We start from the raw sequence: 22,466 nt of genomic DNA, 5'->3' as shown, positions 1-22,466 counted from the left end.
CAGAGTCCAGGAGGACAATCCAGTGGCGAAGGCGAAGTTCGAGCGGACGAAGCCGCACGTCAACATCGGCACCATCGGTCACATCGACCACGGTAAGACGACGTTGACGGCTGCCATCTCCAAGGTCCTGCACGACAAGTACCCGGACCTGAACCCCTTCACGCCGTTCGACCAGATCGACAAGGCGCCGGAGGAGAAGCAGCGCGGCATCACGATCTCGATCGCGCACATCGAGTACCAGACCGACAAGCGCCACTACGCGCACGTCGACTGCCCCGGTCACGCCGACTACATCAAGAACATGATCACCGGTGCGGCGCAGATGGACGGCGCCATCCTGGTGGTCGCGGCGACCGACGGCCCGATGCCGCAGACCAAGGAGCACGTGCTCCTGGCCCGCCAGGTCGGTGTGCCCTACATCGTGGTGGCCCTGAACAAGGCCGACATGGTGGACGACGAGGAGATCCTGGAGCTCGTCGAGCTCGAGGTCCGCGAGCTGCTCTCCGAGTACGAGTTCCCCGGTGACGACCTGCCGGTCGTCCGCGTCTCCGCGCTGAAGGCGCTGGAGGGCGACGCCGAGTGGGGCGAGAAGCTCATCGGCCTGATGGACGCCGTGGACGAGAACATCCCGGAGCCGGAGCGCGAGGTCGACCGGCCGTTCCTGATGCCGGTCGAGGACGTCTTCACCATCACCGGTCGTGGCACCGTGGTGACGGGTCGCATCGAGCGCGGCATCGTCAAGGTCAACGAAGAGGTCGAGATCGTCGGCATCAAGGAGACCTCGAAGAAGACGACGGTCACCTCGATCGAGATGTTCAAGAAGTTCCTCGACGAGGGCCGCGCGGGCGACAACGCCGCCCTGCTGCTCCGCGGTGTCAAGCGCGAGGAGGTGGAGCGCGGCATGGTGATCATCAAGCCGGGCACCACCACCCCGCACACCGAGTTCGAGGCGCAGGTCTACATCCTGTCGAAGGACGAGGGCGGTCGCCACACCCCGTTCTTCAACAACTACCGCCCGCAGTTCTACTTCCGCACCACCGACGTGACCGGCGTCGTGACCCTCCCCGAGGGCACCGAGATGGTCATGCCGGGCGACACCACGACCATGGCCGTGAAGCTGATCCAGCCGATCGCCATGGACGAGGGCCTGCGGTTCGCCATCCGCGAGGGTGGCCGCACCGTCGGCGCGGGCTCGGTCACCAAGATCATCAAGTGATCTAGCTCCACAACACACCCCCCGATTTGGTTTGCGCACGGCCGTGTGCAACTATTGACGGGTTGCTCGTCGGGGCGGCCGGTCCGAGTTCTGGACCTGGCCGCCCCGTCACGAGCGGGGTTTGATCGAGCAAGACAAAATCCCACAGGTTTCATCAGTGGGACCGGTCTGTGCCAGAGGGTGCGACACGCCCGACCGCGTGGACCGGGCACCGTGACACCGCTGGGTGTCAGTCCTGAATAGGGGGCGGAGCGCGCCGGAGGTCCCGTGACCTCGCGAAAGGTGCCCGCACCGCAGCGGTACTAGAAGCAGAGGAACGGCAAGCCATCATGGCGGGACAGAAGATCCGCATCCGGCTCAAGGCCTACGACCACGAGGCGATCGACGCGTCCGCGCGCAAGATCGTCGAGACCGTGACGCGCACCGGCGCTCGGGTCGTCGGGCCTGTGCCGCTGCCCACTGAGAAGAACGTTTACTGCGTCATCCGCTCGCCGCACAAGTACAAGGACTCGCGCGAGCACTTCGAGATGCGCACGCACAAGCGTCTGATCGACATCCTCGACCCGACGCCGAAGACGGTGGACGCGCTCATGCGCATCGACCTGCCGGCGAGCGTCGACGTCAACATCCAGTAAGCGTTGGACGCGGCAGTGTTGATCCCATTTGGGGCGGAGAGCAAAGAGACCCATGTCTGACAGGCAGGTTAAGGGCCTCCTGGGCACCAAGCTCGGCATGACTCAGGTCTTCGACGAGAACAACCGGATCGTTCCGGTCACCGTCGTCAAGGCCGAGCCGAACGTGGTCACCCAGGTTCGGACCCAGGAGAACGACGGCTACTCGGCCGTTCAGCTGGCCTTCGGCGCGATCGACCCGCGCAAGGTCAACAAGCCCGTTGCGGGCCACTACGCCAAGGCGGGCGTCACGCCCCGCCGTCAGCTGGCGGAGCTGCGCACCACGGACGCGTCCGAGTACACGGTCGGCCAGGAAATCACCGCCGAGGTCTTCGAGGCCGGCGCGGTGGTCGACGTGGTCGGCACCAGCAAGGGCAAGGGCACCGCGGGTGTCATGAAGCGTCACGGCTTCAAGGGCCTCGGCGCCAGCCACGGTACCCAGCGCAAGCACCGCTCGCCCGGTTCCATCGGCGGGTGCGCCACGCCCGGCCGCGTGTTCAAGGGCCTGCGCATGGCCGGCCGCATGGGCCACGTGCGCGTCACGACCCAGAACCTCAAGGTGCACCGGGTCGACGTCGAGTCGGGCCTGCTGCTCATCAAGGGCGCCGTTCCCGGCCCCAAGGGCGGCACCGTGTTCATCAAGACCGCTGCGAAGGGTGGTGCCTGATCATGACTTCCGTTGAGATCCGCACCCCGGCCGGGCAGGCCGACGGCTCCGTCGAGCTGCCCGCCGCGATCTTCGACGCGCAGGCGAACGTGGCCCTGCTGCACCAGGTCGTCGTGGCCCAGTTGGCCGCGGCCCGCCAGGGCACGCACTCCACCAAGACCCGCGGCGAAGTCCGCGGCGGTGGCAAGAAGCCGTACCGCCAGAAGGGCACCGGCCGCGCCCGCCAGGGTTCGACCCGTGCGCCGCAGTTCGCCGGCGGTGGCGTCGTGCACGGCCCGCAGCCGCGCGACTACAGCCAGCGCACCCCCAAGAAGATGAAGGCCGCCGCCCTGCGCGGTGCCCTCTCCGACCGGGCGCGCGCCGGGCAGGTCCACGTGGTGAGCGGCTTCGTCGAGGGCGACGCCCCGTCGACCAAGTCGGCCCGCAAGGTGCTGGGGACGGTCACCGAGGCCCGCCGCGTGCTGGCCGTGCTGCTGCGCACCGACGAGGTTTCGTGGGTCAGCCTGCGCAACCTGCCGCACGTGCACATCATCGCCCCGGACCAGCTGAACACGTACGACGTGCTGGTCAACGACGACGTGGTGTTCACCAAGGACGCGCTCGACGTGTTCCTCGCGAGCAAGGCCCAGCACGGGCAGGGTTCCGCCGAGGCCACTGCGGTGTCGTCCGACACCGACGAGGAGGCTTCGAAGTGATCCCCGACCACAGGGACATCCTGCTCGCGCCGGTGATCTCCGAGAAGTCCTACGGGCTCCTCGAGGAGAACAAGTACACCTTCGTGGTGGCTCCGGGTGCGAACAAGACCCAGATCAAGATTGCCGTGGAGAAGGTCTTCGGCGTCAAGGTCGTCAGCGTCAACACGATCAACCGCCAGGGCAAGCGCAAGCGCACCCGGACGGGCTTCGGCAAGCGCAAGGACACCAAGCGCGCCATCGTGACGCTGTCCGCCGAGAGCAAGCCGATCGAGATCTTCGGCGGCCCGGCCGCCTGATGACGACGAGGACTGCGTAGAGATGGGCATTCGCAAGTACAAGCCGACGACCCCCGGTCGTCGCGGTGCGAGCGTCTCCGACTTCGCCGAGATCACTCGGTCGACGCCGGAGAAGTCGCTGATCCGCCCGCTGCACGGCCGCGGTGGCCGCAACGCGTCGGGCAAGATCACGACGCGGCACAAGGGTGGCGGCCACAAGCGGGCCTACCGCCTGATCGACTTCCGCCGCACGGACAAGGACGGCGTGCCGGCCAAGGTCGCGCACATCGAGTACGACCCCAACCGCACCGCGCGCATCGCGCTGCTGCACTACGCCGACGGCGAGAAGCGCTACATCATCGCGCCGTCGAAGCTCCAGCAGGGCGACCGGATCGAGAACGGCCCCAAGGCCGACATCAAGCCGGGCAACAACCTGCCGCTGCGCAACATCCCGGTCGGCACGGTGATCCACGCGATCGAGCTCCGCCCCGGCGGCGGCGCGAAGATCGCCCGCTCGGCCGGTGCCAGCGTCCAGCTCGTCGCCAAGGACGGCCCCTACGCCCAGCTGCGGATGCCCTCGGGCGAGATCCGCAACGTGGACGTCCGGTGCCGCGCCACGATCGGCGAGGTCGGCAACGCCGAGCACCAGAACATCAACTGGGGCAAGGCCGGCCGCATGCGGTGGAAGGGCAAGAAGCCCACCGTCCGCGGTGTCGCCATGAACCCGGTCGACCACCCGCACGGTGGTGGTGAGGGCAAGACCTCCGGTGGTCGCCACCCGGTGAACCCGGCCGGCAAGCCCGAAGGCCGTACCCGCCGCCGCAAGGCAAGCGACAAGCTCATCGTCCGGCGTCGTCGCACCGGTAAGAAGCGCTGAGCAGGGAGGGAGTGAAGGATGCCTCGCAGCCTTAAGAAGGGCCCCTTCGTGGACGACCACCTGCTCAAGAAGGTGGACGTCCTCAACGAGTCGGGCAAGAAGACCGTCATCAAGACCTGGTCCCGCCGGTCGACGATCATCCCCGACATGCTGGGCCACACGATCGCGGTGCACGACGGCCGCAAGCACGTGCCGGTGTTCGTGACGGAGGCGATGGTCGGGCACAAGCTCGGCGAGTTCGCCCCGACCCGCACGTTCAAGGGTCACATCAAGGACGACCGGAAGTCGCGCCGCCGCTAAGGCGACGAACTAGAGGAAGAGCAAGGGGAAGCAGCGATGAACGCCCGTAACGAAGCTGAGGCGCCGGAGTTCCCGCGCGCCGTGGCTCGGGCTCGCTACGTCCGCGACACGCCGATGAAGGTGCGCCGCGTCGTCGAGCTCATCAGGGGTCGTAGCGCCAGCGAGGCCCTGGCCGTGCTCCAGTTCGCGCCGCAGGCGGCATCTGAGCCGGTCCGCAAGGTGCTCGCGAGCGCCGTGGCCAACGCCGAGAACAACCTGTCGCTTGACCCCGACACCCTCTGGGTGTCGAAGGTCTACGTCGACGAGGGTCCGACCCTCAAGCGGTTCCGCCCGCGCGCCCAGGGCCGTGCGTACCGGATCCGCAAGCGGACGAGCCACATCACCGTCGAGGTGGAGAGCCGTCCCAAGAAGGCCGGTGCCAAGGCCGGCGCTGATGGGAAGAAGGGGGCTCGGTAGTGGGCCAGAAGATCAACCCACACGGCTTCCGACTCGGTATCACCACCGACTGGAAGTCTCGTTGGTACGCCGACAAGCAGTACGCCGAGTACGTGGCCGAGGACGTCAAGATCCGGAAGCTGCTCTCGAAGGGCATGGAGCGCGCCGGCATCTCGAAGGTGGAGATCGAGCGCACCCGTGACCGGGTCCGCGTCGACATCCACACCGCCCGGCCGGGCATCGTCATCGGCCGTCGCGGCGCCGAGGCCGACCGCATCCGCGGTGAGCTGGAGAAGCTCACCAAGAAGCAGGTGCAGCTCAACATCCTCGAGGTGAAGAGCCCGGAGTCGGACGCGCAGCTCGTCGCGCAGGGCGTGGCGGAGCAGCTGTCCAACCGCGTGGCCTTCCGCCGTGCGATGCGCAAGGCCATCCAGTCGGCCATGCGCTCGCCGCAGGTGAAGGGCATCCGCGTGCAGTGCGGTGGTCGTCTCGGCGGCGCCGAGATGTCCCGCTCGGAGCACTACCGCGACGGCCGAGTGCCGCTGCACACGCTGCGCGCGGACATCGACTACGGCTTCTTCGAGGCCCGCACCACGTTCGGCCGCATCGGCGTGAAGGTGTGGATCTACAAGGGCGACATCGTCGGTGGCATCAGCGCCAAGCGCGAGCGCGACGCCGCCCCGTCGGCCGAGCGCGCGCCGCGCCGCGACCGCAACGAGCGCCCGAACCGGGCCCGTCGTTCCGGTGCCAGCGGCACCACGGCGACGAGCACCGAGGCGGGTCGCGCCGCCCAGGCAAGTGATCAGACGACTGGCGACGTCGCTGCGGACAACGCTCCGAACGTCGCGAAGACGGAGGGCTGAGTAGTGCTCATCCCGCGCAGGGTCAAGCACCGCAAGCAGCACCACCCCGGTCGGTCCGGTGCTGCCAAGGGCGGCACGAGGGTCACGTTCGGCGAGTACGGCATCCAGGCGCTGGAGCCGGCCTACGTGACCAACCGGCAGATCGAGTCGGCTCGTATCGCGATCAACCGGCACATCCGCCGCGGCGGCAAGGTCTGGATCAACATCTTCCCGGACCGCCCGCTGACCAAGAAGCCGGCCGAGACCCGCATGGGTTCCGGCAAGGGCTCCCCGGAGTGGTGGGTGGCCAACGTCAAGCCGGGTCGGGTGCTCTTCGAGATGAGCTTCCCGAACGAGGCTGTGGCCCGCGAGGCGCTCCGCCGCGCGATCCACAAGCTCCCGATGAAGTGCCGCATCGTTACGCGTGAGGGTGGTGAGTTCTGATGGCAGCGGGTACCACCGCTTCCGAGCTGCGTGAGCTCACCGAGGAAGAGCTCGTGCTGCGCCTTCGGGAAGCCAAGGAGGAGCTGTTCAACCTCCGCTTCCAGATGGCCACCGGGCAGCTCGACAACAACCGTCGCCTGCGCACGGTCCGGCACGAGATCGCCCGGATCTACACCGTGATGCGGGAGCGGGAGCTGGGTCTCTCGACCTCCCCCGACACGGTTTCCACTGGTGAGGGTGCGGCATGAGCGAGAGCAACGAAGTGACGACCGAGGCGCGCAACGACCGCAAGGTCCGCGAGGGCTACGTCGTGTCCGACAAGATGGACAAGACGATCGTGGTCGCGGTCGAGGACCGCAAGAAGCACCGCCGCTACGCGAAGGTCATGCGCTCCACCACCAAGGTGAAGGCGCACGACGAGGGCAACACCGCCGGCGTCGGCGACCGCGTCCTGCTGATGGAGACGCGTCCGCTGTCGGCCACCAAGCGGTGGCGCCTCGTCGAGATCCTCGAGAAGGCCAAGTAGTTTTCTAGGGACCGAGCCCGTCAGGTCGGCAATCTGGCGGGCCAGGAATGGTCAGGAGAAGGTAAGTGATCCAGCAGGAGTCGCGGCTGCGCGTCGCCGACAACACCGGTGCGAAGGAAATCCTTTGCATCCGTGTTCTCGGTGGCTCGGGCCGCCGCTACGCGGGCATCGGGGACATCATCGTCGCGACGGTGAAGCAGGCCATCCCCGGTGCCGGTGTGAAGAAGGGCGACGTCGTCAAGGCCGTCATCGTCCGGACCGTGAAGGAGAGGCGCCGTCCCGACGGCTCCTACATCCGGTTCGACGAGAACGCCGCCGTGCTCATCAAGAACGACAACGAGCCGCGGGGCACCCGCATCTTCGGCCCGGTCGGTCGTGAGCTGCGCGACAAGAAGTTCATGAAGATCATCTCGTTGGCGCCGGAGGTGCTCTGACCATGAAGGTGAAGAAGGGCGACACCGTCGTGGTTATCGCCGGCAAGGACAAGGGTGCTCGCGGCAAGGTCATCATGGCCTACCCCGCTGAGAACCGCGTCCTGGTCGAGGGCGTCAACCGCATCAAGAAGCACACCCGGATCACGCAGACCCAGCGCGGCGCGCAGTCGGGCGGCATCGTGACGCAGGAGGCCCCCATCCACGTGTCCAACGTGATGGTGGTCGACTCGGACGGCAAGCCGACCCGCGTGGGTTACCGGACCAACGACGAGGGCAAGCGGGTCCGCATTTCCCGTCGTAACGGGAAGGACATCTGATGACCACCGTTGAGAAGACCATCCCGCGGCTGAAGACTCGCTACCGCGAGGAGATCGTGGCCGAGCTGCGCAAGCAGTTCGAGTACGCCAACGTCATGCAGATCCCCGGCGTGGTGAAGGTCGTCGTCAACATGGGTGTCGGCGACGCCGCCCGCGACGGCAAGCTGATCGAGGGCGCCGTCAAGGACCTCGCGATCATCACCGGCCAGCGCCCCGAGGTCCGCCGGGCCCGCAAGTCCATCGCGCAGTTCAAGCTGCGCGAGGGCATGCCGATCGGTGCCCGCGTGACGCTGCGCGGCGACCGCATGTGGGAGTTCCTGGACCGCCTGCTGACCATCGCGCTGCCCCGCATCCGCGACTTCCGCGGCCTCTCGGGCAAGCAGTTCGACGGCAACGGGAACTACACGTTCGGTCTCAACGAGCAGTCGATGTTCCACGAGATCGACCCGGACGCCATCGACCGCCCCCGCGGCATGGACATCACGGTCGTCACCACCGCCACGAACGACGAGGAAGGCCGCGCGCTGCTCAAGCAGCTGGGCTTCCCGTTCAGGGAGAACTGACATGGCCAAGAAGGCGCTGATCAACAAGGCCGCGGCCAAGCCGAAGTTCAAGGTGCGGGGCTACACCCGCTGCCAGCGCTGCGGTCGCCCGCACTCGGTGTTCCGCAAGTTCGGCCTGTGCCGGATCTGCCTCCGCGAGATGGCCCACCGGGGCGAGCTGCCCGGCGTGAGCAAGTCCAGCTGGTAAGTCCGGCTCGGCGGCAGGTTTTTCTAGATCATTCACTTCGCTGTAGGCCCGTCCACGACCAGTCGGCCCCCCGGGGCCGGCTCGGACCCTGGCTGGGGAACCGCAGCGAGAAAGGTTGACCAGGTCACCATGACGATGACCGACCCGATCGCAGACATGTTGACGCGTCTGCGGAACGCGAACTCGGCTTACCACGACAAGGTCGTGATGCCGCACTCGAAGTTGAAGGCCAACATCGCCGAGATCCTCAAGCGCGAGGGCTACATCGCGAGCTACCGCGACGAAGCCGGCGACGTGGCCAAGAACCTGGTGATCGAGCTGAAGTACGGCCCGAACCGGGAGCGCAGCATCGCCGGCCTCCGCCGCGTGTCGAAGCCCGGTCTGCGCGTGTACGCGAAGTCGACCAACCTGCCGAAGGTGCTGGGCGGTCTGGGCGTCGCGATCATCTCGACCTCTGGCGGTCTCATGACCGACCGCCAGGCCAACAAGTCGGGCGTGGGCGGAGAAGTCCTCGCCTACGTCTGGTGAGGAAGGGGGACTAGGCAATGTCGCGCATCGGAAAGCTGCCGATCACCGTCCCCTCCGGGGTCGACGTGAACATCGATGGCCAGGCTGTGAGCGTGAAGGGCCCGAAGGGGACCTTGTCGCTGAACATCGCTGAGCCCATCATCATCGAGAAGGCCGACGACGGCACTCTCGAGGTGAAGCGCCCGAACGACGAGCGCCGTAGCCGCTCGCTCCACGGTCTGTCCCGCACCCTGGTGCAGAACATGGTCGTCGGTGTGACGCAGGGCTACGAGAAGAAGATGGAGATCCACGGCGTCGGTTACCGCGTGGCTCTCAAGGGTTCCGACCTGGAGTTCGCTCTGGGCTACAGCCACCCGGTGAAGGTGGAGGCCCCCGAGGGCATCACCTTCGCGGTGGAGACCCCGACCCGGTTCTCCGTGGCCGGCATCGACAAGCAGCTCGTGGGCGAGGTCGCCGCCAACATCCGCAAGCTGCGCAAGCCCGACCCGTACAAGGGCAAGGGCGTGCGCTACGCGGGCGAGAAGATCCGCCGCAAGGTCGGAAAGACGGGTAAGTGACATGAGCGAGACTGCAACGAAGCGCAAGCCGGTGGGCAAGGACATCTCGACCACCCGCCGCGTCGCCAAGACCCGCCGTCACTTCCGCCTCCGCAAGAAGGTCAGCGGCACCGCGGAGCGTCCGCGCCTGGCGGTGCACCGGTCGTCGAAGCACATCACCGTGCAGATCATCGACGACCTCGCCGGCCACACGCTGGCGGCGGCGTCCTCGGTCGAGGCGGACGTCCGCGCGATCGACGGCGACAAGAAGGCCCGTGCGGCGAAGGTCGGCCAGCTGGCCGCCGCCCGTGCGAAGGAGGCCGGCGTCACCAAGGTCGTGTTCGACCGCGGTGGCAACGCCTACCACGGCCGGATCGCGGCTCTGGCCGACGCCGCCCGCGAGGCGGGGCTGGAGTTCTGACAATGCAGATCACTGGAATTGAGAGGGACGCCTGATGCCAGGACGCACGCGTCGCGAAGGCGGCGGGGGCGAGCGCGGAGAGCGTCGCGACCGTCGTGATGGCGGCCGCGGCGGCGCGGCCCAGGAGAAGACCCCGCACCTGGAGCGCGTGGTTGCGATCAACCGCGTCTCCAAGGTCGTGAAGGGTGGTCGTCGCTTCAGCTTCACCGCCCTCGTGGTGGTCGGTGACGGCGACGGCATGGTCGGTGTCGGCTACGGCAAGGCCAAGGAAGTGCCGGCGGCGATCGCCAAGGGTGTGGAGGAGGCGAAGAAGAACTTCTTCCGCGTCCCCCGCATCGCGGGCACGATCCCTCACCCGATCCAGGGCGAGAAGGCGGCCGGTGTCGTCCTGCTCCGCCCGGCCTCGGCCGGTACCGGCGTCATCGCCGGTGGCGCGGTCCGCGCGGTGCTGGAGTGCGCCGGTGTCCACGACGTGCTGAGCAAGTCGCTGGGCTCGGACAACGCGATCAACATCGTGCACGCGACCGTGGCGGCCCTGAAGGGCCTCCAGCGTCCCGAGGAGGTGGCCGCCCGCCGCGGTCTGCCGCTCGAGGATGTGGCTCCCGCCGGCATGCTCCGTGCCCGTGCAGGGGCGGTGTGACCATGGCCCAGCTCAAGGTGACCCAGGTCAAGAGCAGCATCGGTACCAAGCACAACCACCGTGAGTCCCTCCGGACCCTGGGGTTGCGCAAGATCCGCCAGTCGGTGGTCCGCGAGGACACGCCGCAGGTGCGCGGCCTGATCCAGGCCGTTCGCCACCTGGTGGTCGTCGAGGAGGTCCAGTCGTGACCATCAAGATCCATGACCTGCGTCCGGCCCCCGGCGCCAAGACCGCGAAGACCCGTGTCGGTCGCGGTGAGGGCTCCAAGGGCAAGACGGCCGGTCGCGGTACGAAGGGCACCGGCGCGCGGAAGAACGTCTCCCCGCGCTTCGAGGGTGGCCAGATGCCGCTGCACATGCGCCTGCCGAAGCTGAAGGGCTTCCGCAACCCGTTCCGCACCGAGTACCAGGTCGTGAACGTGGGCGACATCGCCCGCCTGTTCCCGGACGGTGGCCGGGTGGACGTGGACGCCCTCATCAACGCGGGCCTGGTGCGCAAGAACGAGCTCGTCAAGGTCCTCGGTGACGGTGACCTGAACGGCGTGAAGGTCGACGTCGTGGCGAACAAGTTCTCCGGCAGCGCGGTCGACAAGATCGCCGCCGCCGGTGGCACGCACACCGTGCTCTGACGCACGCGCACGCCGAACGGCCCCCGGAGCCTCCCGCTCCGGGGGCCGTTCCGCGTCCCGGCCGCGAACGCCCGACCCACCCGTCGCCACCGCATGACTCGCGGGTCGCCACCGCATGACTCACCGCCCCTGAACGCATGACTCGCGGGTCGCCACCGCATGACTCGCGGGGGCGGGCGAGTCATGCGCTCGTGACGCGCGAGTCATGCGGTCGTGAGCGGTGAGTCATGCGCTCGTGGACGGTGGGTCGGGCGCTCGTGAGCGGGTTTTTAACAGGGGGGACGGTCAAGACGGGTGTTCGCGCAGGGCGTAAAGCGTTTGCGGCGGTGGTTAGCTTCAAGCGCATGTGGCTCGCGGTCTTCTTCGGCGCCTCCGTGCTGGTCGCACTGACGCCGGGCGCCAACAACCTCCTGGGCATGCACCACGCCCTCCACCACGGCCCCGCCAAGGCCCTCACGGCCGTCCTGGGGCGCGTCGCGGCCTTCTCCGCGATGGTCGCCGCCGCCGTCGCCGGCCTGGGCCCCGTGCTCGCCGCGAGCGAGGTGGCGCTGACCGTCCTCAAGTGGGTCGGCGTCGCCTACCTGCTCCACCTCGGGCTGCGCGTCCTCCTCGCCCCGGGGGAGGCGAAACCCGCAGCCCACGGGGGCGCGCCGCTCCGCAAGGAGTTCCTGGTCGCGATCTCCAACCCCAAGGCGCTGCTCGTCTTCACCGCGTTCGTGCCGCAGTTCGTCGACCCGGCCCGCGGTCCCGTCGCGGCGCAGTTGGCGCTCCTCGGCGCGGTCTACCTGGTGGCCGAGGTGGTCGCCGGTACGGCGTACGTCCTCGCCGGTGCGGGCATCCGGCGGGCCGGCCTGACGAAGCGCGCGAAGGCCCGCTTGGACAGGGGGACCGGGGTCGTGCTGCTGGGCATGGCGGGCGCGCTCGCCGGTTCGCGCACGTGACCGGGTCCATCGGAACTTGATCCGTTCGGGGGCTTGTCGACCGCCGTAGTCGATCAGGTACGAAGTGTGAAGGACGACTGGCTACGGCGATCGGCCTCGCGGCTGTTAAAGTCGCGGGCTGAACCCGGATGTCCTCCGGGTCGGTCGCGGCTACCCGTCGCTTCCGCCACCGTCGGCGAGCGCCGGCGGTATGCCCGCTAGACGTGCCGGCAACACAGCCGGTACCGCAGAGATGCCGACCCCAGTGGGGCGGCAACGCTGATGGAGGTTCGCGTGCTCGGCGCATTCCGCTCGGCTCTCGCGACGCCGGACCTACGGAAGAAGATCCTCTTCACGCTGGGGATCGTCGTGGTGTACCGGTTGGGCGCGACCATGCCCGCGCCGGGCGTCTCCTTCAAGAACGTCAAACAGTGCATCGAGCAGGTCGACCAGCAGGGGATCTACTCGCTGATCAACCTGTTCAGCGGCGGCGCGCTGCTGAACCTCTCGATCTTCGCGCTGGGCATCATGCCCTACATCACCGCGAGCATCATCATCCAGTTGCTCACCGTGGTCATCCCGCGGTTCGAGCAGCTGAAGAAGGAAGGGCAGGCGGGTCAGGGCAAGCTGACCCAGTACACCCGCTACCTGACCATCGCGCTGGCGGTCCTCCAGTCCACGGGCATCATCGCCCTGGCCGTGCGCGACCAGCTGTTCCAGAACTGCGACGTGCCGGTCATCCCCGACGAGAGCATCTTCAGCCTCGTCGTCCTGGTCGTCACGATGACCGCCGGCACCAGCGTGATCATGTGGCTCGGCGAGATCATCACCGAGAAGGGGATCGGCAACGGCATGTCGCTGCTGATCTTCACCGGCATCGCGGCCCGCATCCCGATCGAGGGCAAGATCATCTGGGACCGCGGCGGCCTGACCTTCTTCCTGGTCTGCCTCGCGGCACTGCTGATCATCGCCAGCGTCATCTACGTCGAGCAGGCCCAGCGCCGCATCCCGGTCCAGTACGCGAAGCGCATGATCGGCCGGCGGATGTACGGCGGCACGTCGACCTACCTGCCGCTGAAGGTGAACCAGGCCGGTGTCATCCCGGTCATCTTCGCCTCGTCGCTGCTGTACCTGCCCGACCTGGTCTCGCGGCTCACGACCTCGAACGACGGCTCGGCCCCCGGCTGGTGGCAGACCTTCGTCCAGACGCACCTGGTCAGCCAGTCGAGCCCGATCCACATCGCGCTCTACTTCCTGCTGATCGTCTTCTTCACGTACTTCTACGTCGGCATCACGTTCAACCCGGACGAGCGCGCCGACGAGATGAAGAAGTTCGGTGGGTTCATCCCGGGTATCCGACCGGGTCGACCGACCGCCGAGTACCTCCGCTTCGTCCTGGGGCGGATCACGCTGCCGGGCTCGCTCTACCTGGGCATCGTCGCCATCCTGCCGAACCTGTTCCTCGACCTGACCGGTCAGGGCCAGAACCAGAACTTCCCGTTCGGCGGCACGGCGGTGCTGATCATGGTCGGTGTCGGCCTCGACACCGTGAAGCAGATCGAGAGCCAGCTCATGCAGCGCAACTACGAAGGGTTCCTCCGCTAGTGCGACTCGTTCTCGTCGGCCCGCCCGGAGCGGGCAAGGGCACGCAGGCCCAGGTCCTCAGCACCAAGCTCGGCGTGCCGCACATCTCCACCGGGGACCTCTTCCGCGCTCACATCAGCCAGCAGACCGACCTCGGCAAGGAGGTCCAGGAGTACCTGGACTCCGGCGAGCTCGTGCCGGACGAGGTGACCAACGAGATGGTCCGCGGGCGGCTGGCGCAGGCGGACGCGACGGGCGGGTTCCTGCTCGACGGCTTCCCGCGCAACGTGGCCCAGGCGGGCGTGCTGGGCGAGATGCTGGCCGCGTCCGGGCACTCCCTGGACGCGGTGCTGGAGTTCCGGGTCGACGAGGACGTCGTGGTCGAGCGCCTGCTCGCCCGCGGCCGCACGGACGACAAGGAAGACGTGATCCGGCACCGCCAGCAGGTCTACCGGACGGAGACCGCGCCGCTGCTCGACCACTACGCCGACATCGTCGTGGCGATCGACGCGGTGGGCGAGGTCGACGAGATCAGCGAGCGCGCGATCACCGCCCTGCGCGCCGTGAAGTGAGCGGTGTCGTCGATGTGCTGCGACGCGTGGTCCCCGGTCGTGACCGCATGATCGAGATCAAGAGCCGCGGCCAGCTCGAAGCCATGAGGGCTGCCGGGCTGGTCGTGGCACGCACCCTGGCGCTGCTGGCCGCGCACACCAAGGCCGGGGTCAGCACCGCCGAGCTGGACGAGCTGGCAGAGCAGAGCATCCGCGACGCCGGCGCGGTCCCGTCGTTCAAGGGCTACCACGGCTTCCCGGCGTCGATCTGCGCGTCGGTCAACGAGCAGGTGGTCCACGGCATCCCGGCGCGGTCCCAGGTCCTCGCCGAGGGCGACCTGATCTCGATCGACTGCGGTGCCATCCTCGACGGCTGGCACGGCGACTCGGCCGTCACGCTCCCGGTGGGCGCGGTGACGGACGCGGAGCTGAAGCTGTCGGACGCCACCCGGCGCTCGATGCTCGCGGGCATCGAGGCGGCCGTGCCCGGCGGCAGGCTGAGCGACATCTCGTTCGCCATCGAGTCGGCCACGATCCTGGCCGGCGAGGAGCACGGGGTCGAGTACGGCATCGTCGACGGCTACGGCGGCCACGGCATCGGCACCAAGATGCACATGGACCCGTTCCTGCCGAACCACGGCAAGCCCGGCAAGGGCCCGCGCCTCAAGGTCGGCATGGCGATCGCCATCGAGCCGATGCTGACGCTGGGCAGCGAGCGCACGGTCGAGCTGGAGGACGGCTGGACCGTCGTCACCGCCGACGGTTCGCGCGCGGCGCACTGGGAGCACTCCGTCGCCATCACCGACGACGGCCCCTGGGTGCTGACCGCCCCTGAAGGGGACTGATCGACCGACGTCCCGGGACGTCCGCGGGGCCGGAGCCGTTCGACGGCGCCGGCCCCGTTCCCGTTCCCGTTCCCGTTCGCGCCACCACCCGTTCGCGCGATCACCCGCCGGCGGGACACTCGCGGGGGGACGCGCACCGGGGGACACCCGCCGTGGGGCGCGCACCGCGCTGACCTGCGCGAAAGGCTCCGGAGCCGCCCCGGCCCGGGCCGATTTGGGCACGAGCGCCGACGAGCGTAGTATGGAGCGGTGGCGCACACGTCGCGCCGGTTCCGCCATGCCTGGGGTTCACCCCGGCGGGCAGGGTTCTGCAAGGGCCTTACCGCGGAGTCGGGGCAGCGCGTGTCCGCACTCCGAAGAACACCCACCGTCACGAAACGCGGAGGCTATGGGCAAGAAGGACGGGGCCATTGAGGTCGAGGGCCGCGTAGTCGAACCGCTCCCCAACGCGATGTTCCGCGTCGAGCTGGAGAACGGTCACAAGGTCCTGGCACACATCAGCGGCAAGATGCGTCAGCACTACATCCGCATCCTCCCCGAGGACCGGGTTGTCGTGGAGCTCTCGCCCTACGACCTGTCCCGCGGGCGCATCGTCTACCGCTACAAGTGACCTCCGGTGCGCCCTCGCACGGGTGCACCGGCTGACGCAGGAGAGCTCAGGCGTGAAGGTCCAGCCGAGCGTCAAGAAGATCTGCGACAAGTGCAAGGTGATCCGCCGCCACGGCCGGGTCATGGTCATCTGCGAGAACCTGCGCCACAAGCAGCGCCAGGGCTGACCAGAGCCGTCGAGCACGAGTCGAGTCTTCGCGGACGCGACCAGTAGCAAGCCTCTTCGCACCTGCCTGGGGAGCACCACGCCCAGGCACACCCCCGGACTCCAGGCCGGGGCCGGGACACCCGGTCGCGAGAGCGACCGGACACTGACACAGCGAGTCAGTCCCGGGACCGGGCGAGGAGCAGACCTGGAGCGACACCACTGTTAGGAGCAAGCGCCGTATGGCACGACTCGCTGGCGTCGACCTCCCCCGCGAAAAGCGGTTGGAGATCGCGCTGACCTACATCTTCGGCATCGGGCGCACGCGGTCCAAGGAAGTGCTGACCGCGACCGAGCTGTCCCCCGACCTGCGGGTCAAGGACCTCGGGGACGCCGACCTGGCGAAGCTGCGGGACTACATCGAGAACAACTTCAAGGTCGAGGGTGACCTCCGCCGCGAGGTTCAGGCCGACATCCGCCGCAAGATGGAAATCGGCACCTACCAGGGTCTGCGCCACCGTCGCAACCTGCCCGTCCGCGGGCAGCGCACCAAGACGAACGCGCGCACCCGCAAGGGTCCGAAGAAGACCGTGGCGGGCAAGAAGAAGGCCGGCAAGAAGTAAGACCTCGCGTACTACGTAGGAGATCACCCAAAGATGCCACCCAAGTCCCGCACGGGCGCCGGGGTCAAGAAGGTCCGGCGCAAGGAAAAGAAGAACGTCTCGCACGGCCAGGCCCACATCAAGAGCACGTTCAACAACACCATCGTGTCCATCACGGACCCGCTGGGCAACGTGATCAGCTGGGCTTCCGCAGGCCACGTCGGCTTCAAGGGCTCGCGCAAGTCGACGCCCTTCGCCGCGCAGATGGCCGCGGAGAACGCCGCGCGCAAGGCCGCCGAGCACGGCATGCGCAAGGTGGACGTGTTCGTGAAGGGTCCCGGCTCCGGCCGCGAGACCGCGATCCGTTCGCTGCAGGCCGCCGGCCTCGAGGTCGGCACCATCCAGGACGTGACCCCGCAGCCCCACAACGGCTGCCGCCCGCCCAAGCGGCGCCGGGTCTGAGGCACGGGGAGGAGTAAGACACCATGGCTCGTTACACCGGACCGGCCACGCGCATCTCGCGTCGCCTCAAGGTCGACCTCGTCGGTGGGGACCAGGCGTTCGAGCGCCGTCCCTACCCGCCCGGCCAGCACGGCCGCGGTCGCATCAAGGAGTCGGAGTACCTGCTCCAGCTCCAGGAGAAGCAGAAGGCCCGCTACACGTACGGCGTGCTGGAGAAGCAGTTCCGCCGCTACTACGAAGAAGCGGTCCGCCGCACCGGCAAGACCGGTGAGAACCTGCTCCAGATCCTGGAGTCCCGCCTGGACAACGTCGTGTACCGCGCGGGTCTCGCGCGCACCCGTCGCCAGGCACGCCAGCTGGTCAGCCACGGTCACTTCATCGTGAACGGCCACAAGGTGAACATCCCCAGCTACCGGGTGTCGAAGTTCGACATCATCGACGTGAAGCCGAAGTCGCTGCCCACGCTGCCCTTCGAGGCCGCGCGCGCGTCGTTCGGCGACCGGCCGATCCCGGCGTGGCTCCAGGTCGTGCAGTCCAACCTGCGCATCCTGGTCCACCAGCTGCCGGAGCGGGCGCAGATCGACACGCCCGTCACCGAGCAGCTGATCGTCGAGCTCTACTCGAAGTGATCCTCCTGGAGGGGCCTCGCGAGAGGCCCCTCCAGTCGGGTCCCGCGACGGCACGGAATGGTGTGCCGCACGCGTTCGCCGGTCTCCGCGACCGGCATCCCACGGCGTCAAATAGCGGGCGTCGGGGTAGTAGAAGAGGAAGAACCCAGTGCTGATTTCCCAGCGCCCCTCGCTCAGCGAGGAAGCGGTCAACGAGACCCGTTCCCGGTTCGTCATCGAGCCGCTGGAGCCGGGCTTCGGCTACACCCTCGGCAACTCCATCCGCCGCACCCTGCTGTCGTCCATCCCCGGCGCGGCCGTGACCAGCATCCGCATCGACGGCGTGCTGCACGAGTTCACGACCGTCCCCGGTGTGAAGGAAGACGTCACCGACATCATCCTCAACCTCAAGGAGCTGGTCGTCAGCTCCGAGGAGGACGAGCCGGTGACCATGTACCTGCGCAAGCAGGGGCCCGGTGCGGTGACCGCCGGCGACATCGTGCCCCCGGCCGGTGTCACCGTGCACAACCCCGACCTGCACATCGCCACCCTGAACGGCAAGGGCAAGCTGGAGATCGAGCTCGTGGTCGAGCGCGGTCGCGGCTACGTCCCCGCCGTGCAGAACAAGCAGGCCGGTGCCGAGATCGGCCGCATCCCCGTCGACTCGATCTACTCGCCCGTCATGAAGGTGACCTACAAGGTCGAGGCCACCCGTGTCGAGCAGCGGACCGACTTCGACAAGCTGATCCTCGACGTGGAGACCAAGCCCTCCATCACGCCGCGCGACGCCGTCGCGTCCGCGGGCAAGACGCTGGTGGAGCTGTTCGGCCTCGCGCGCGAGCTGAACGTCGACGCCGAGGGCATCGAGATCGGACCGTCGCCCGCCGAGGCCGACACCATCGCGGCGTTCGCGATGCCGATCGAGGACCTGGACCTCACCGTCCGGTCCTACAACTGCCTCAAGCGCGAGGGCATCCACACGGTGGGCGAGCTGGTCTCGCGCAGCGAGGCGGACCTGCTGGACATCCGCAACTTCGGCGCCAAGTCGATCGACGAGGTCAAGATGAAGCTCGTCGGCCTCGGCCTCGCGCTGAAGGACAGCCCCCCTGGGTTCGACCCCTCGGCCGCCGCGTCCGACTACCCCGCCGAGGGCTGGGGCGCGGACGCGAGCGTGGACTCCCACGACGACGGCCAGGACTACGCGGAGACCGAGCAGCTCTGAAGGTCGCTCTAGCGGCCGGCCCGGAGCAGAGGATCAGGAAGAAATCCGAGGAGCAATTCGATGCCCACCCCCACCAAGGGACCGCGTCTCGGGGGCTCGCCGGCCCACGAGCGGCTGATGCTGGCCAACCTGGCCACGTCCCTGTTCACGCACGGTCGGATCACCACGACCGAGGCCAAGGCGAAGCGGCTGCGCCCGTACGCCGAGAAGCTGATCAGCAAGGCGAAGGTCGGCGACCTGCACAACCGTCGCGAGATCCTCAAGGTCATCCGTGACAAGGACATCGTGCACAAGCTGTTCGCCGAGATCGGCCCGCAGTTCGCCGAGCGCGCCGGCGGTTACACCCGCATCACCAAGACGCTGCCGCGCAAGGGCGACAACGCCCCCATGGCCGTGATCGAGCTGGTCGCGGAGCAGACCGTCACCTCCGAGGCGGAGCGCGCCCGGAAGACGAAGTTCGCGAAGGACGAGGCCCCCAAGGCGGCTGCCGCCGAGGAGACCACGACCGACGAGGTGCAGGACCAGGACGCCGAGGCGCCCGAGTCCGCCACCAAGGACGCGACCGAGGAGCCCGCCGAGGGCGCCGACGACGAGTCCGCCGAGGCCCCGAAGGCCGAGAAGAAGGACGAGTCCTGACGGACGCGCACTTCACCGACGAGCCCGTCGCCCCCACCGGGGGTGACGGGCTCGTTCGCGTGCGACTGGACCTGGCCTACGACGGCACGGACTTCTCGGGGTGGGCGCGCCAGCCCGGCCGCCGCACGGTGTGCGGGGTGCTGGAGGACACGGCGTCCACCGTGCTGCGGCACGACGTCTCGCTGACCGTGGCGGGCCGGACGGACGCCGGCGTGCACGCGGCCGGGCAGGTGGCGCACGCCGACCTGCCGTCGTCGGTGGACGTGGCGGGCCTGCCCAAGCGCCTGGCCCGCGCCTTGCCGCCCGACGTGCGGGTGTTCTCGGCGCGGGTGGTGCCGGCGGAGTTCGACGCCCGCTTCGCCGCGCTGAGGCGGCACTACGAGTACCGGGTGACCGACGCGCCGTCCGGCGCGCACCCGTTGCGGAGGCTGGACACGCTGTCCTGGCCCCGCCCGCTGGACCTGGGCGCGCTGAACGAGGCGTCGGCGCTGCTGCTGGGGGAGCGGGACTTCTGCGCGTTCTGCCGGCGGCGCGAGGGCGCGACGACCATCCGCGAGCTCCAGCGGCTGGTGTGGGAGCGCGAGGGGGACGTGCTGACGGCGTTCGTGTCGGCGGACGCGTTCTGCCACTCGATGGTGCGCAGCCTGGTGGGCGCGCTGCTGGCCGTGGGGGAGGGGCGGAAGCCCGTGGCCTGGCCGGCGTCGCTGCTGTCGCTGACGGCGAGGTCGAGCGAGGTGACCGTGGCCCCGCCGCACGGGTTGTCCCTCGTCCGGGTGGACTACCCGGCGGACGACGAACTCGCGGCGCGCGCGGCGGTGACCCGCAACGTGCGGGTGGTCACGGGTCCATGAGGTCGGCCGGGCCCACCTCCACGGGGACCGGGGACGCGCCGATGACGGTCGGAACGCCCCGCACGACGTTCTGGACGACGTACCTCCCCCGGACGAGCCGGTGCGCGGTCAGCTCCGCTTCCCGCTCGACCGTCCACACGAACGGCACGCCGGCCAGGGCGTAGGCGGCCAGTTTCGTCTCCCGGTAGGCGGGTTCGTCCTCCGGTGACCAGACCTCGACCGACAGCACCACCGCCGAGGCCGGGAACATCAGTCCCCGGACCCGCTCCCGCACGACCACCGCGTCCGGGATCAGCACCGTCCGCGAGGCGATGGGGAACCGCACGTTCACCGTCCACACGGCGTGCAGGTCGGTGCGCCCCGCGGCGTGCACCGCGTCCCTGATCGCGTGCGTCAGCCGCCCCACCGCGACCTGGTGCCGGACGGAGCGGTGGGGCGTGGACCGGAGGTGGCCGAAGATCAGCTCACCGTGCGGGCAGCCTTCCGGGTCCGGGGCCGTGAGCCAGTCGTCGACGGTGTGCGAGCCGATCATCATGCGCGCGATCCTGTCGACTCCGTGCTCCTCGGGGAAGTCCCCTGACCTGGTGAAACGGGAGCGACCCCGGGCCGGGGGTACCGGTTCGGGGCCGCTGTCGGGCCGGTGGTGCGCTGGTCTCAGAGGTCGAGGGTCCAGCTGTCGATGTACCCGGTGTCCTGGCTGTACGCGTCGCGCACGCGCAGGTTCCAGGTGCCGTTGGCGTTCTCGGCCGACAGGTTCAGCGCGTAGGTGGCGTCGACGTTGTCCGCGCTGTCCGAACCGGACTGCACCTTGAGCTGCTTGACCGAACCGCTGGGCGCGACCAGGTCGATCACCACGTCACCGCGGTAGCTGTGCTTGACGTGCACCTCGACGGTGGCGGTGGCGGACGCCTTGCCGCCGCAGCCCGTCACGGCGATCGGGCTGGACGCGGTGCCCAGGTCCGGGACGGCGACGTCGGCGTCGTTGGTCTTCGCGGGGCAGCCGCCGGGCGGCTGGGTGGCCTCGCCGACGACCTTCAGCAGCTTGTTCGGCGAACCGGTGCCCGCGCCCGTCACGACGCCGTTGGTGGCGCCGTTCACGAGGGCGTCGCGGACCTGCTGCGGGGTCGCGGTGGGGTTCGCGGCCAGGTAGACCGCGGCCGCGCCGACGACGTGCGGGGTGGCCATCGACGTGCCGGAGATGGTGTTGGTGGCCGTGTCGTTGGTGTGCCAGGCCGAGGTGATGGACGAGCCCGGCGCGAAGATGTCCAGGCAGGTGCCGATGTTGGAGAACGACGAGCGGGCGTCGGTGTTGGTCGTGGAGCCGACCGTGATCCCCTCCGCGGTGCGCGCCGGGGTGAAGTTGCACGCGTCCGCGCCGTTGCTGTTGCCCGCCGCGAGGCCGTAGGTCACGCCCGAGGCGATGGAGTTGCGCACGGCCTGGTCGACCGTGGCGTCCACGCCGCCGCCGAGGGACATGTTGGCCACGGCCGGCTTCACCGCGTTCGCGGTCACCCAGTCGACGCCCGCGATGACGCCCGCGTACGTGCCGGAGCCCGCGCAGTTCAGCACCCGGACGCCGACCAGCTTGGCCTTCTTCGCCACGCCGTGCGCGGTGCCGCCGACGGTGCCCGCCACGTGCGTGCCGTGGCCGTTGCAGTCGGACGCGTCGTTGTCGTTGTCGACGGTGTCGCGGCCGGTGGTGGCGCGCCCGCCGAAGTCGCTGTGCGAGAAGCGGATGCCCGTGTCGATGATGTAGGCGGTGACGCCCTCACCCTCGTTCGGGTAGGTGTAGGAGTTGTCCAGCGGCAGCGCGGCCTGGTCGATCCGGTCCAGGCCCCACGACGGGGTCGGCGCCTGCGTGGCGGCGGTGGAGACCACGCCGTCCTGCTGGACGTAGGCCACCGACGGGTCGGCGGCCAGCTTGCGCGCCTGCGCCTCGGACATCGTCGCCGAGAAGCCGCGCAGCGCCGACGAGTACGTGTGCTTCACGTCGGCCTGGTACTTGCTGCCCAGCGCGCTCGCGCTGCTCGTGCTCACGTCCTTGAGCACGACGATGTAGCTGTCCTTCACCGCGTTCGGCGCACCGAGGCCGCGGATGTCCCCCTCGGCCGCGGCGGAGGTGAAGGTGGTCAGCGCGGCGGTGACCGCGAACGCCGTGCCCGTGGCCAGCGCCGCGCTGACCGACCGTCTCGTCCAGGACGTGCGAACGTCTCCCATGGGCGGGATCTC

The 22,466-nt window shown here is 68.8% G+C and carries 36 protein-coding genes; 34 read left to right on the top strand and 2 right to left on the bottom strand.

Features of this window, described 5'->3' with window-relative positions; all coding sequences use genetic code 11:
* The first annotated feature begins 22 nt into the window (after positions 1 to 22).
* From tuf to truA, 34 genes are all read left to right on the top strand, one after another.
* Complete coding sequence (gene tuf, locus ACR807_RS07555) at positions 23 to 1,216, top strand: elongation factor Tu (protein WP_438920485.1); 1,194 nt, start codon at positions 23 to 25, stop codon at positions 1,214 to 1,216.
* A 329-nt stretch (positions 1,217 to 1,545) separates the two neighbouring features.
* Complete coding sequence (rpsJ, locus tag ACR807_RS07550; RefSeq protein WP_003938093.1) at positions 1,546 to 1,851, top strand: 30S ribosomal protein S10; 306 nt, start codon at positions 1,546 to 1,548, stop codon at positions 1,849 to 1,851.
* A gap of 52 nt (positions 1,852 to 1,903) precedes the next feature.
* A complete protein-coding gene (rplC, locus tag ACR807_RS07545; protein WP_438920484.1) occupies positions 1,904 to 2,554 on the top strand; it encodes a 50S ribosomal protein L3 in 651 nt (216 codons plus the stop codon).
* Between the two features lie 2 nt (positions 2,555 to 2,556).
* Positions 2,557 to 3,249 carry a 50S ribosomal protein L4 gene (gene rplD / locus ACR807_RS07540; RefSeq protein WP_438920483.1) on the top strand — a complete coding sequence of 231 codons (693 nt, stop codon included), beginning with the start codon at positions 2,557 to 2,559 and terminating at the stop codon, positions 3,247 to 3,249.
* The gene (rplW, locus tag ACR807_RS07535) at positions 3,246 to 3,545 is read left to right on the top strand and encodes a 50S ribosomal protein L23 (RefSeq protein ID WP_121009862.1); all 300 of its coding nucleotides are present in this window, start codon (positions 3,246 to 3,248) and stop codon (positions 3,543 to 3,545) included. The genes rplD and rplW overlap by 4 nt, the downstream gene beginning before the upstream one ends.
* Before the next feature lie 22 nt (positions 3,546 to 3,567).
* Positions 3,568 to 4,401, top strand: a complete 834-nt coding sequence (rplB, locus tag ACR807_RS07530; protein ID WP_438920482.1) for a 50S ribosomal protein L2 — start codon at positions 3,568 to 3,570, stop codon at positions 4,399 to 4,401.
* A gap of 18 nt (positions 4,402 to 4,419) precedes the next feature.
* Positions 4,420 to 4,701 (top strand): 30S ribosomal protein S19, encoded by a 282-nt coding sequence (gene rpsS / locus ACR807_RS07525; protein WP_015105260.1) that lies wholly within the window; start codon positions 4,420 to 4,422, stop codon positions 4,699 to 4,701.
* A gap of 36 nt (positions 4,702 to 4,737) precedes the next feature.
* Positions 4,738 to 5,157: a 50S ribosomal protein L22 gene (gene rplV, locus ACR807_RS07520; protein ID WP_438920481.1), complete on the top strand. Its 420-nt coding sequence runs from the start codon at positions 4,738 to 4,740 to the stop codon at positions 5,155 to 5,157.
* Positions 5,157 to 5,999 (top strand): 30S ribosomal protein S3, encoded by an 843-nt coding sequence (gene rpsC, locus ACR807_RS07515; protein WP_438920480.1) that lies wholly within the window; start codon positions 5,157 to 5,159, stop codon positions 5,997 to 5,999. The genes rplV and rpsC overlap by 1 nt, the downstream gene beginning before the upstream one ends.
* Before the next feature lie 3 nt (positions 6,000 to 6,002).
* Positions 6,003 to 6,422 (top strand): 50S ribosomal protein L16, encoded by a 420-nt coding sequence (gene rplP, locus ACR807_RS07510; RefSeq protein ID WP_306743638.1) that lies wholly within the window; start codon positions 6,003 to 6,005, stop codon positions 6,420 to 6,422.
* The gene (gene rpmC / locus ACR807_RS07505; protein ID WP_438920479.1) at positions 6,422 to 6,670 is read left to right on the top strand and encodes a 50S ribosomal protein L29; all 249 of its coding nucleotides are present in this window, start codon (positions 6,422 to 6,424) and stop codon (positions 6,668 to 6,670) included. The genes rplP and rpmC overlap by 1 nt, the downstream gene beginning before the upstream one ends.
* The gene (rpsQ, locus tag ACR807_RS07500; RefSeq protein ID WP_438920478.1) at positions 6,667 to 6,948 is read left to right on the top strand and encodes a 30S ribosomal protein S17; all 282 of its coding nucleotides are present in this window, start codon (positions 6,667 to 6,669) and stop codon (positions 6,946 to 6,948) included. Before rpmC ends, rpsQ begins: the two co-directional genes overlap by 4 nt.
* A 65-nt stretch (positions 6,949 to 7,013) precedes the next feature.
* Entirely contained in the window at positions 7,014 to 7,382 is a 369-nt protein-coding gene (gene rplN / locus ACR807_RS07495) for a 50S ribosomal protein L14 (RefSeq protein ID WP_438920477.1), read from the top strand.
* Positions 7,383 to 7,384: 2 nt separating this feature from the next.
* Positions 7,385 to 7,699, top strand: coding sequence for a 50S ribosomal protein L24 (rplX, locus tag ACR807_RS07490; RefSeq protein WP_033436722.1), 315 nt, complete (start codon positions 7,385 to 7,387; stop codon positions 7,697 to 7,699).
* Positions 7,699 to 8,262, top strand: coding sequence for a 50S ribosomal protein L5 (gene rplE / locus ACR807_RS07485; RefSeq protein WP_438920476.1), 564 nt, complete (start codon positions 7,699 to 7,701; stop codon positions 8,260 to 8,262). Before rplX ends, rplE begins: the two co-directional genes overlap by 1 nt.
* Before the next feature lies 1 nt (position 8,263).
* Positions 8,264 to 8,449 (top strand): type Z 30S ribosomal protein S14, encoded by a 186-nt coding sequence (locus tag ACR807_RS07480; protein ID WP_053715226.1) that lies wholly within the window; start codon positions 8,264 to 8,266, stop codon positions 8,447 to 8,449.
* A 129-nt stretch (positions 8,450 to 8,578) separates the two neighbouring features.
* Positions 8,579 to 8,977, top strand: coding sequence for a 30S ribosomal protein S8 (gene rpsH, locus ACR807_RS07475; RefSeq protein WP_438920475.1), 399 nt, complete (start codon positions 8,579 to 8,581; stop codon positions 8,975 to 8,977).
* A 17-nt stretch (positions 8,978 to 8,994) separates the two neighbouring features.
* Positions 8,995 to 9,534 (top strand): 50S ribosomal protein L6, encoded by a 540-nt coding sequence (rplF, locus tag ACR807_RS07470; protein WP_053715225.1) that lies wholly within the window; start codon positions 8,995 to 8,997, stop codon positions 9,532 to 9,534.
* Between the two features lies 1 nt (position 9,535).
* A complete protein-coding gene (gene rplR / locus ACR807_RS07465) occupies positions 9,536 to 9,934 on the top strand; it encodes a 50S ribosomal protein L18 (protein WP_438920474.1) in 399 nt (132 codons plus the stop codon).
* Between the two features lie 34 nt (positions 9,935 to 9,968).
* The gene (rpsE, locus tag ACR807_RS07460) at positions 9,969 to 10,574 is read left to right on the top strand and encodes a 30S ribosomal protein S5 (RefSeq protein ID WP_037329520.1); all 606 of its coding nucleotides are present in this window, start codon (positions 9,969 to 9,971) and stop codon (positions 10,572 to 10,574) included.
* 2 nt (positions 10,575 to 10,576) lie between these two features.
* Positions 10,577 to 10,762, top strand: a complete 186-nt coding sequence (rpmD, locus tag ACR807_RS07455; RefSeq protein ID WP_141980311.1) for a 50S ribosomal protein L30 — start codon at positions 10,577 to 10,579, stop codon at positions 10,760 to 10,762.
* Positions 10,759 to 11,202, top strand: a complete 444-nt coding sequence (gene rplO, locus ACR807_RS07450) for a 50S ribosomal protein L15 (protein ID WP_438920473.1) — start codon at positions 10,759 to 10,761, stop codon at positions 11,200 to 11,202. Before rpmD ends, rplO begins: the two co-directional genes overlap by 4 nt.
* Positions 11,203 to 11,546: 344 nt before the next feature.
* Positions 11,547 to 12,143: a LysE family translocator gene (locus tag ACR807_RS07445; RefSeq protein ID WP_438920472.1), complete on the top strand. Its 597-nt coding sequence runs from the start codon at positions 11,547 to 11,549 to the stop codon at positions 12,141 to 12,143.
* A gap of 273 nt (positions 12,144 to 12,416) precedes the next feature.
* Positions 12,417 to 13,727 (top strand): preprotein translocase subunit SecY, encoded by a 1,311-nt coding sequence (gene secY, locus ACR807_RS07440; RefSeq protein WP_438920471.1) that lies wholly within the window; start codon positions 12,417 to 12,419, stop codon positions 13,725 to 13,727.
* Positions 13,727 to 14,278 carry an adenylate kinase gene (locus ACR807_RS07435; RefSeq protein WP_438920470.1) on the top strand — a complete coding sequence of 184 codons (552 nt, stop codon included), beginning with the start codon at positions 13,727 to 13,729 and terminating at the stop codon, positions 14,276 to 14,278. The genes secY and ACR807_RS07435 overlap by 1 nt, the downstream gene beginning before the upstream one ends.
* 47 nt (positions 14,279 to 14,325) lie before the next feature.
* Entirely contained in the window at positions 14,326 to 15,102 is a 777-nt protein-coding gene (gene map / locus ACR807_RS07430; RefSeq protein WP_438920469.1) for a type I methionyl aminopeptidase, read from the top strand.
* 388 nt (positions 15,103 to 15,490) lie between these two features.
* The gene (gene infA, locus ACR807_RS07425; protein WP_005166804.1) at positions 15,491 to 15,712 is read left to right on the top strand and encodes a translation initiation factor IF-1; all 222 of its coding nucleotides are present in this window, start codon (positions 15,491 to 15,493) and stop codon (positions 15,710 to 15,712) included.
* 52 nt (positions 15,713 to 15,764) lie between these two features.
* Positions 15,765 to 15,878 (top strand): 50S ribosomal protein L36, encoded by a 114-nt coding sequence (rpmJ, locus tag ACR807_RS07420; protein WP_010148647.1) that lies wholly within the window; start codon positions 15,765 to 15,767, stop codon positions 15,876 to 15,878.
* A gap of 220 nt (positions 15,879 to 16,098) precedes the next feature.
* Positions 16,099 to 16,479, top strand: a complete 381-nt coding sequence (gene rpsM / locus ACR807_RS07415) for a 30S ribosomal protein S13 (RefSeq protein ID WP_380723443.1) — start codon at positions 16,099 to 16,101, stop codon at positions 16,477 to 16,479.
* Between the two features lie 33 nt (positions 16,480 to 16,512).
* Complete coding sequence (gene rpsK / locus ACR807_RS07410) at positions 16,513 to 16,920, top strand: 30S ribosomal protein S11 (RefSeq protein ID WP_015105236.1); 408 nt, start codon at positions 16,513 to 16,515, stop codon at positions 16,918 to 16,920.
* 23 nt (positions 16,921 to 16,943) lie between these two features.
* Positions 16,944 to 17,549, top strand: a complete 606-nt coding sequence (gene rpsD, locus ACR807_RS07405; RefSeq protein WP_077011048.1) for a 30S ribosomal protein S4 — start codon at positions 16,944 to 16,946, stop codon at positions 17,547 to 17,549.
* Positions 17,550 to 17,697: 148 nt separating this feature from the next.
* Positions 17,698 to 18,750, top strand: coding sequence for a DNA-directed RNA polymerase subunit alpha (locus ACR807_RS07400; protein ID WP_438920468.1), 1,053 nt, complete (start codon positions 17,698 to 17,700; stop codon positions 18,748 to 18,750).
* Between the two features lie 60 nt (positions 18,751 to 18,810).
* On the top strand, positions 18,811 to 19,386 hold the full coding sequence (rplQ, locus tag ACR807_RS07395; protein ID WP_438920467.1) for a 50S ribosomal protein L17: 576 nt from the start codon (positions 18,811 to 18,813) through the stop codon (positions 19,384 to 19,386).
* A 59-nt stretch (positions 19,387 to 19,445) separates the two neighbouring features.
* Complete coding sequence (gene truA / locus ACR807_RS07390) at positions 19,446 to 20,237, top strand: tRNA pseudouridine(38-40) synthase TruA (RefSeq protein WP_438920466.1); 792 nt, start codon at positions 19,446 to 19,448, stop codon at positions 20,235 to 20,237.
* Here the strand turns inward: truA and ACR807_RS07385 are convergent.
* Both ACR807_RS07385 and ACR807_RS07380 read right to left on the bottom strand, forming a co-directional pair.
* Positions 20,224 to 20,772 (bottom strand): Uma2 family endonuclease, encoded by a 549-nt coding sequence (locus tag ACR807_RS07385; protein WP_438920465.1) that lies wholly within the window; start codon positions 20,770 to 20,772, stop codon positions 20,224 to 20,226. The genes truA and ACR807_RS07385 overlap by 14 nt on opposite strands.
* Positions 20,773 to 20,891: 119 nt before the next feature.
* Positions 20,892 to 22,454: a S8 family peptidase gene (locus tag ACR807_RS07380; protein WP_438920464.1), complete on the bottom strand. Its 1,563-nt coding sequence runs from the start codon at positions 22,452 to 22,454 to the stop codon at positions 20,892 to 20,894.
* Between the last annotated feature and the right edge of the window lie 12 nt (positions 22,455 to 22,466).

Origin of the sequence: Saccharothrix sabaoui, assembly GCF_051756985.1 — a bacterium.
Lineage (GTDB): Bacteria > Actinomycetota > Actinomycetes > Mycobacteriales > Pseudonocardiaceae > Actinosynnema.
This window is presented reverse-complemented; position numbering and strand designations above follow the sequence as displayed.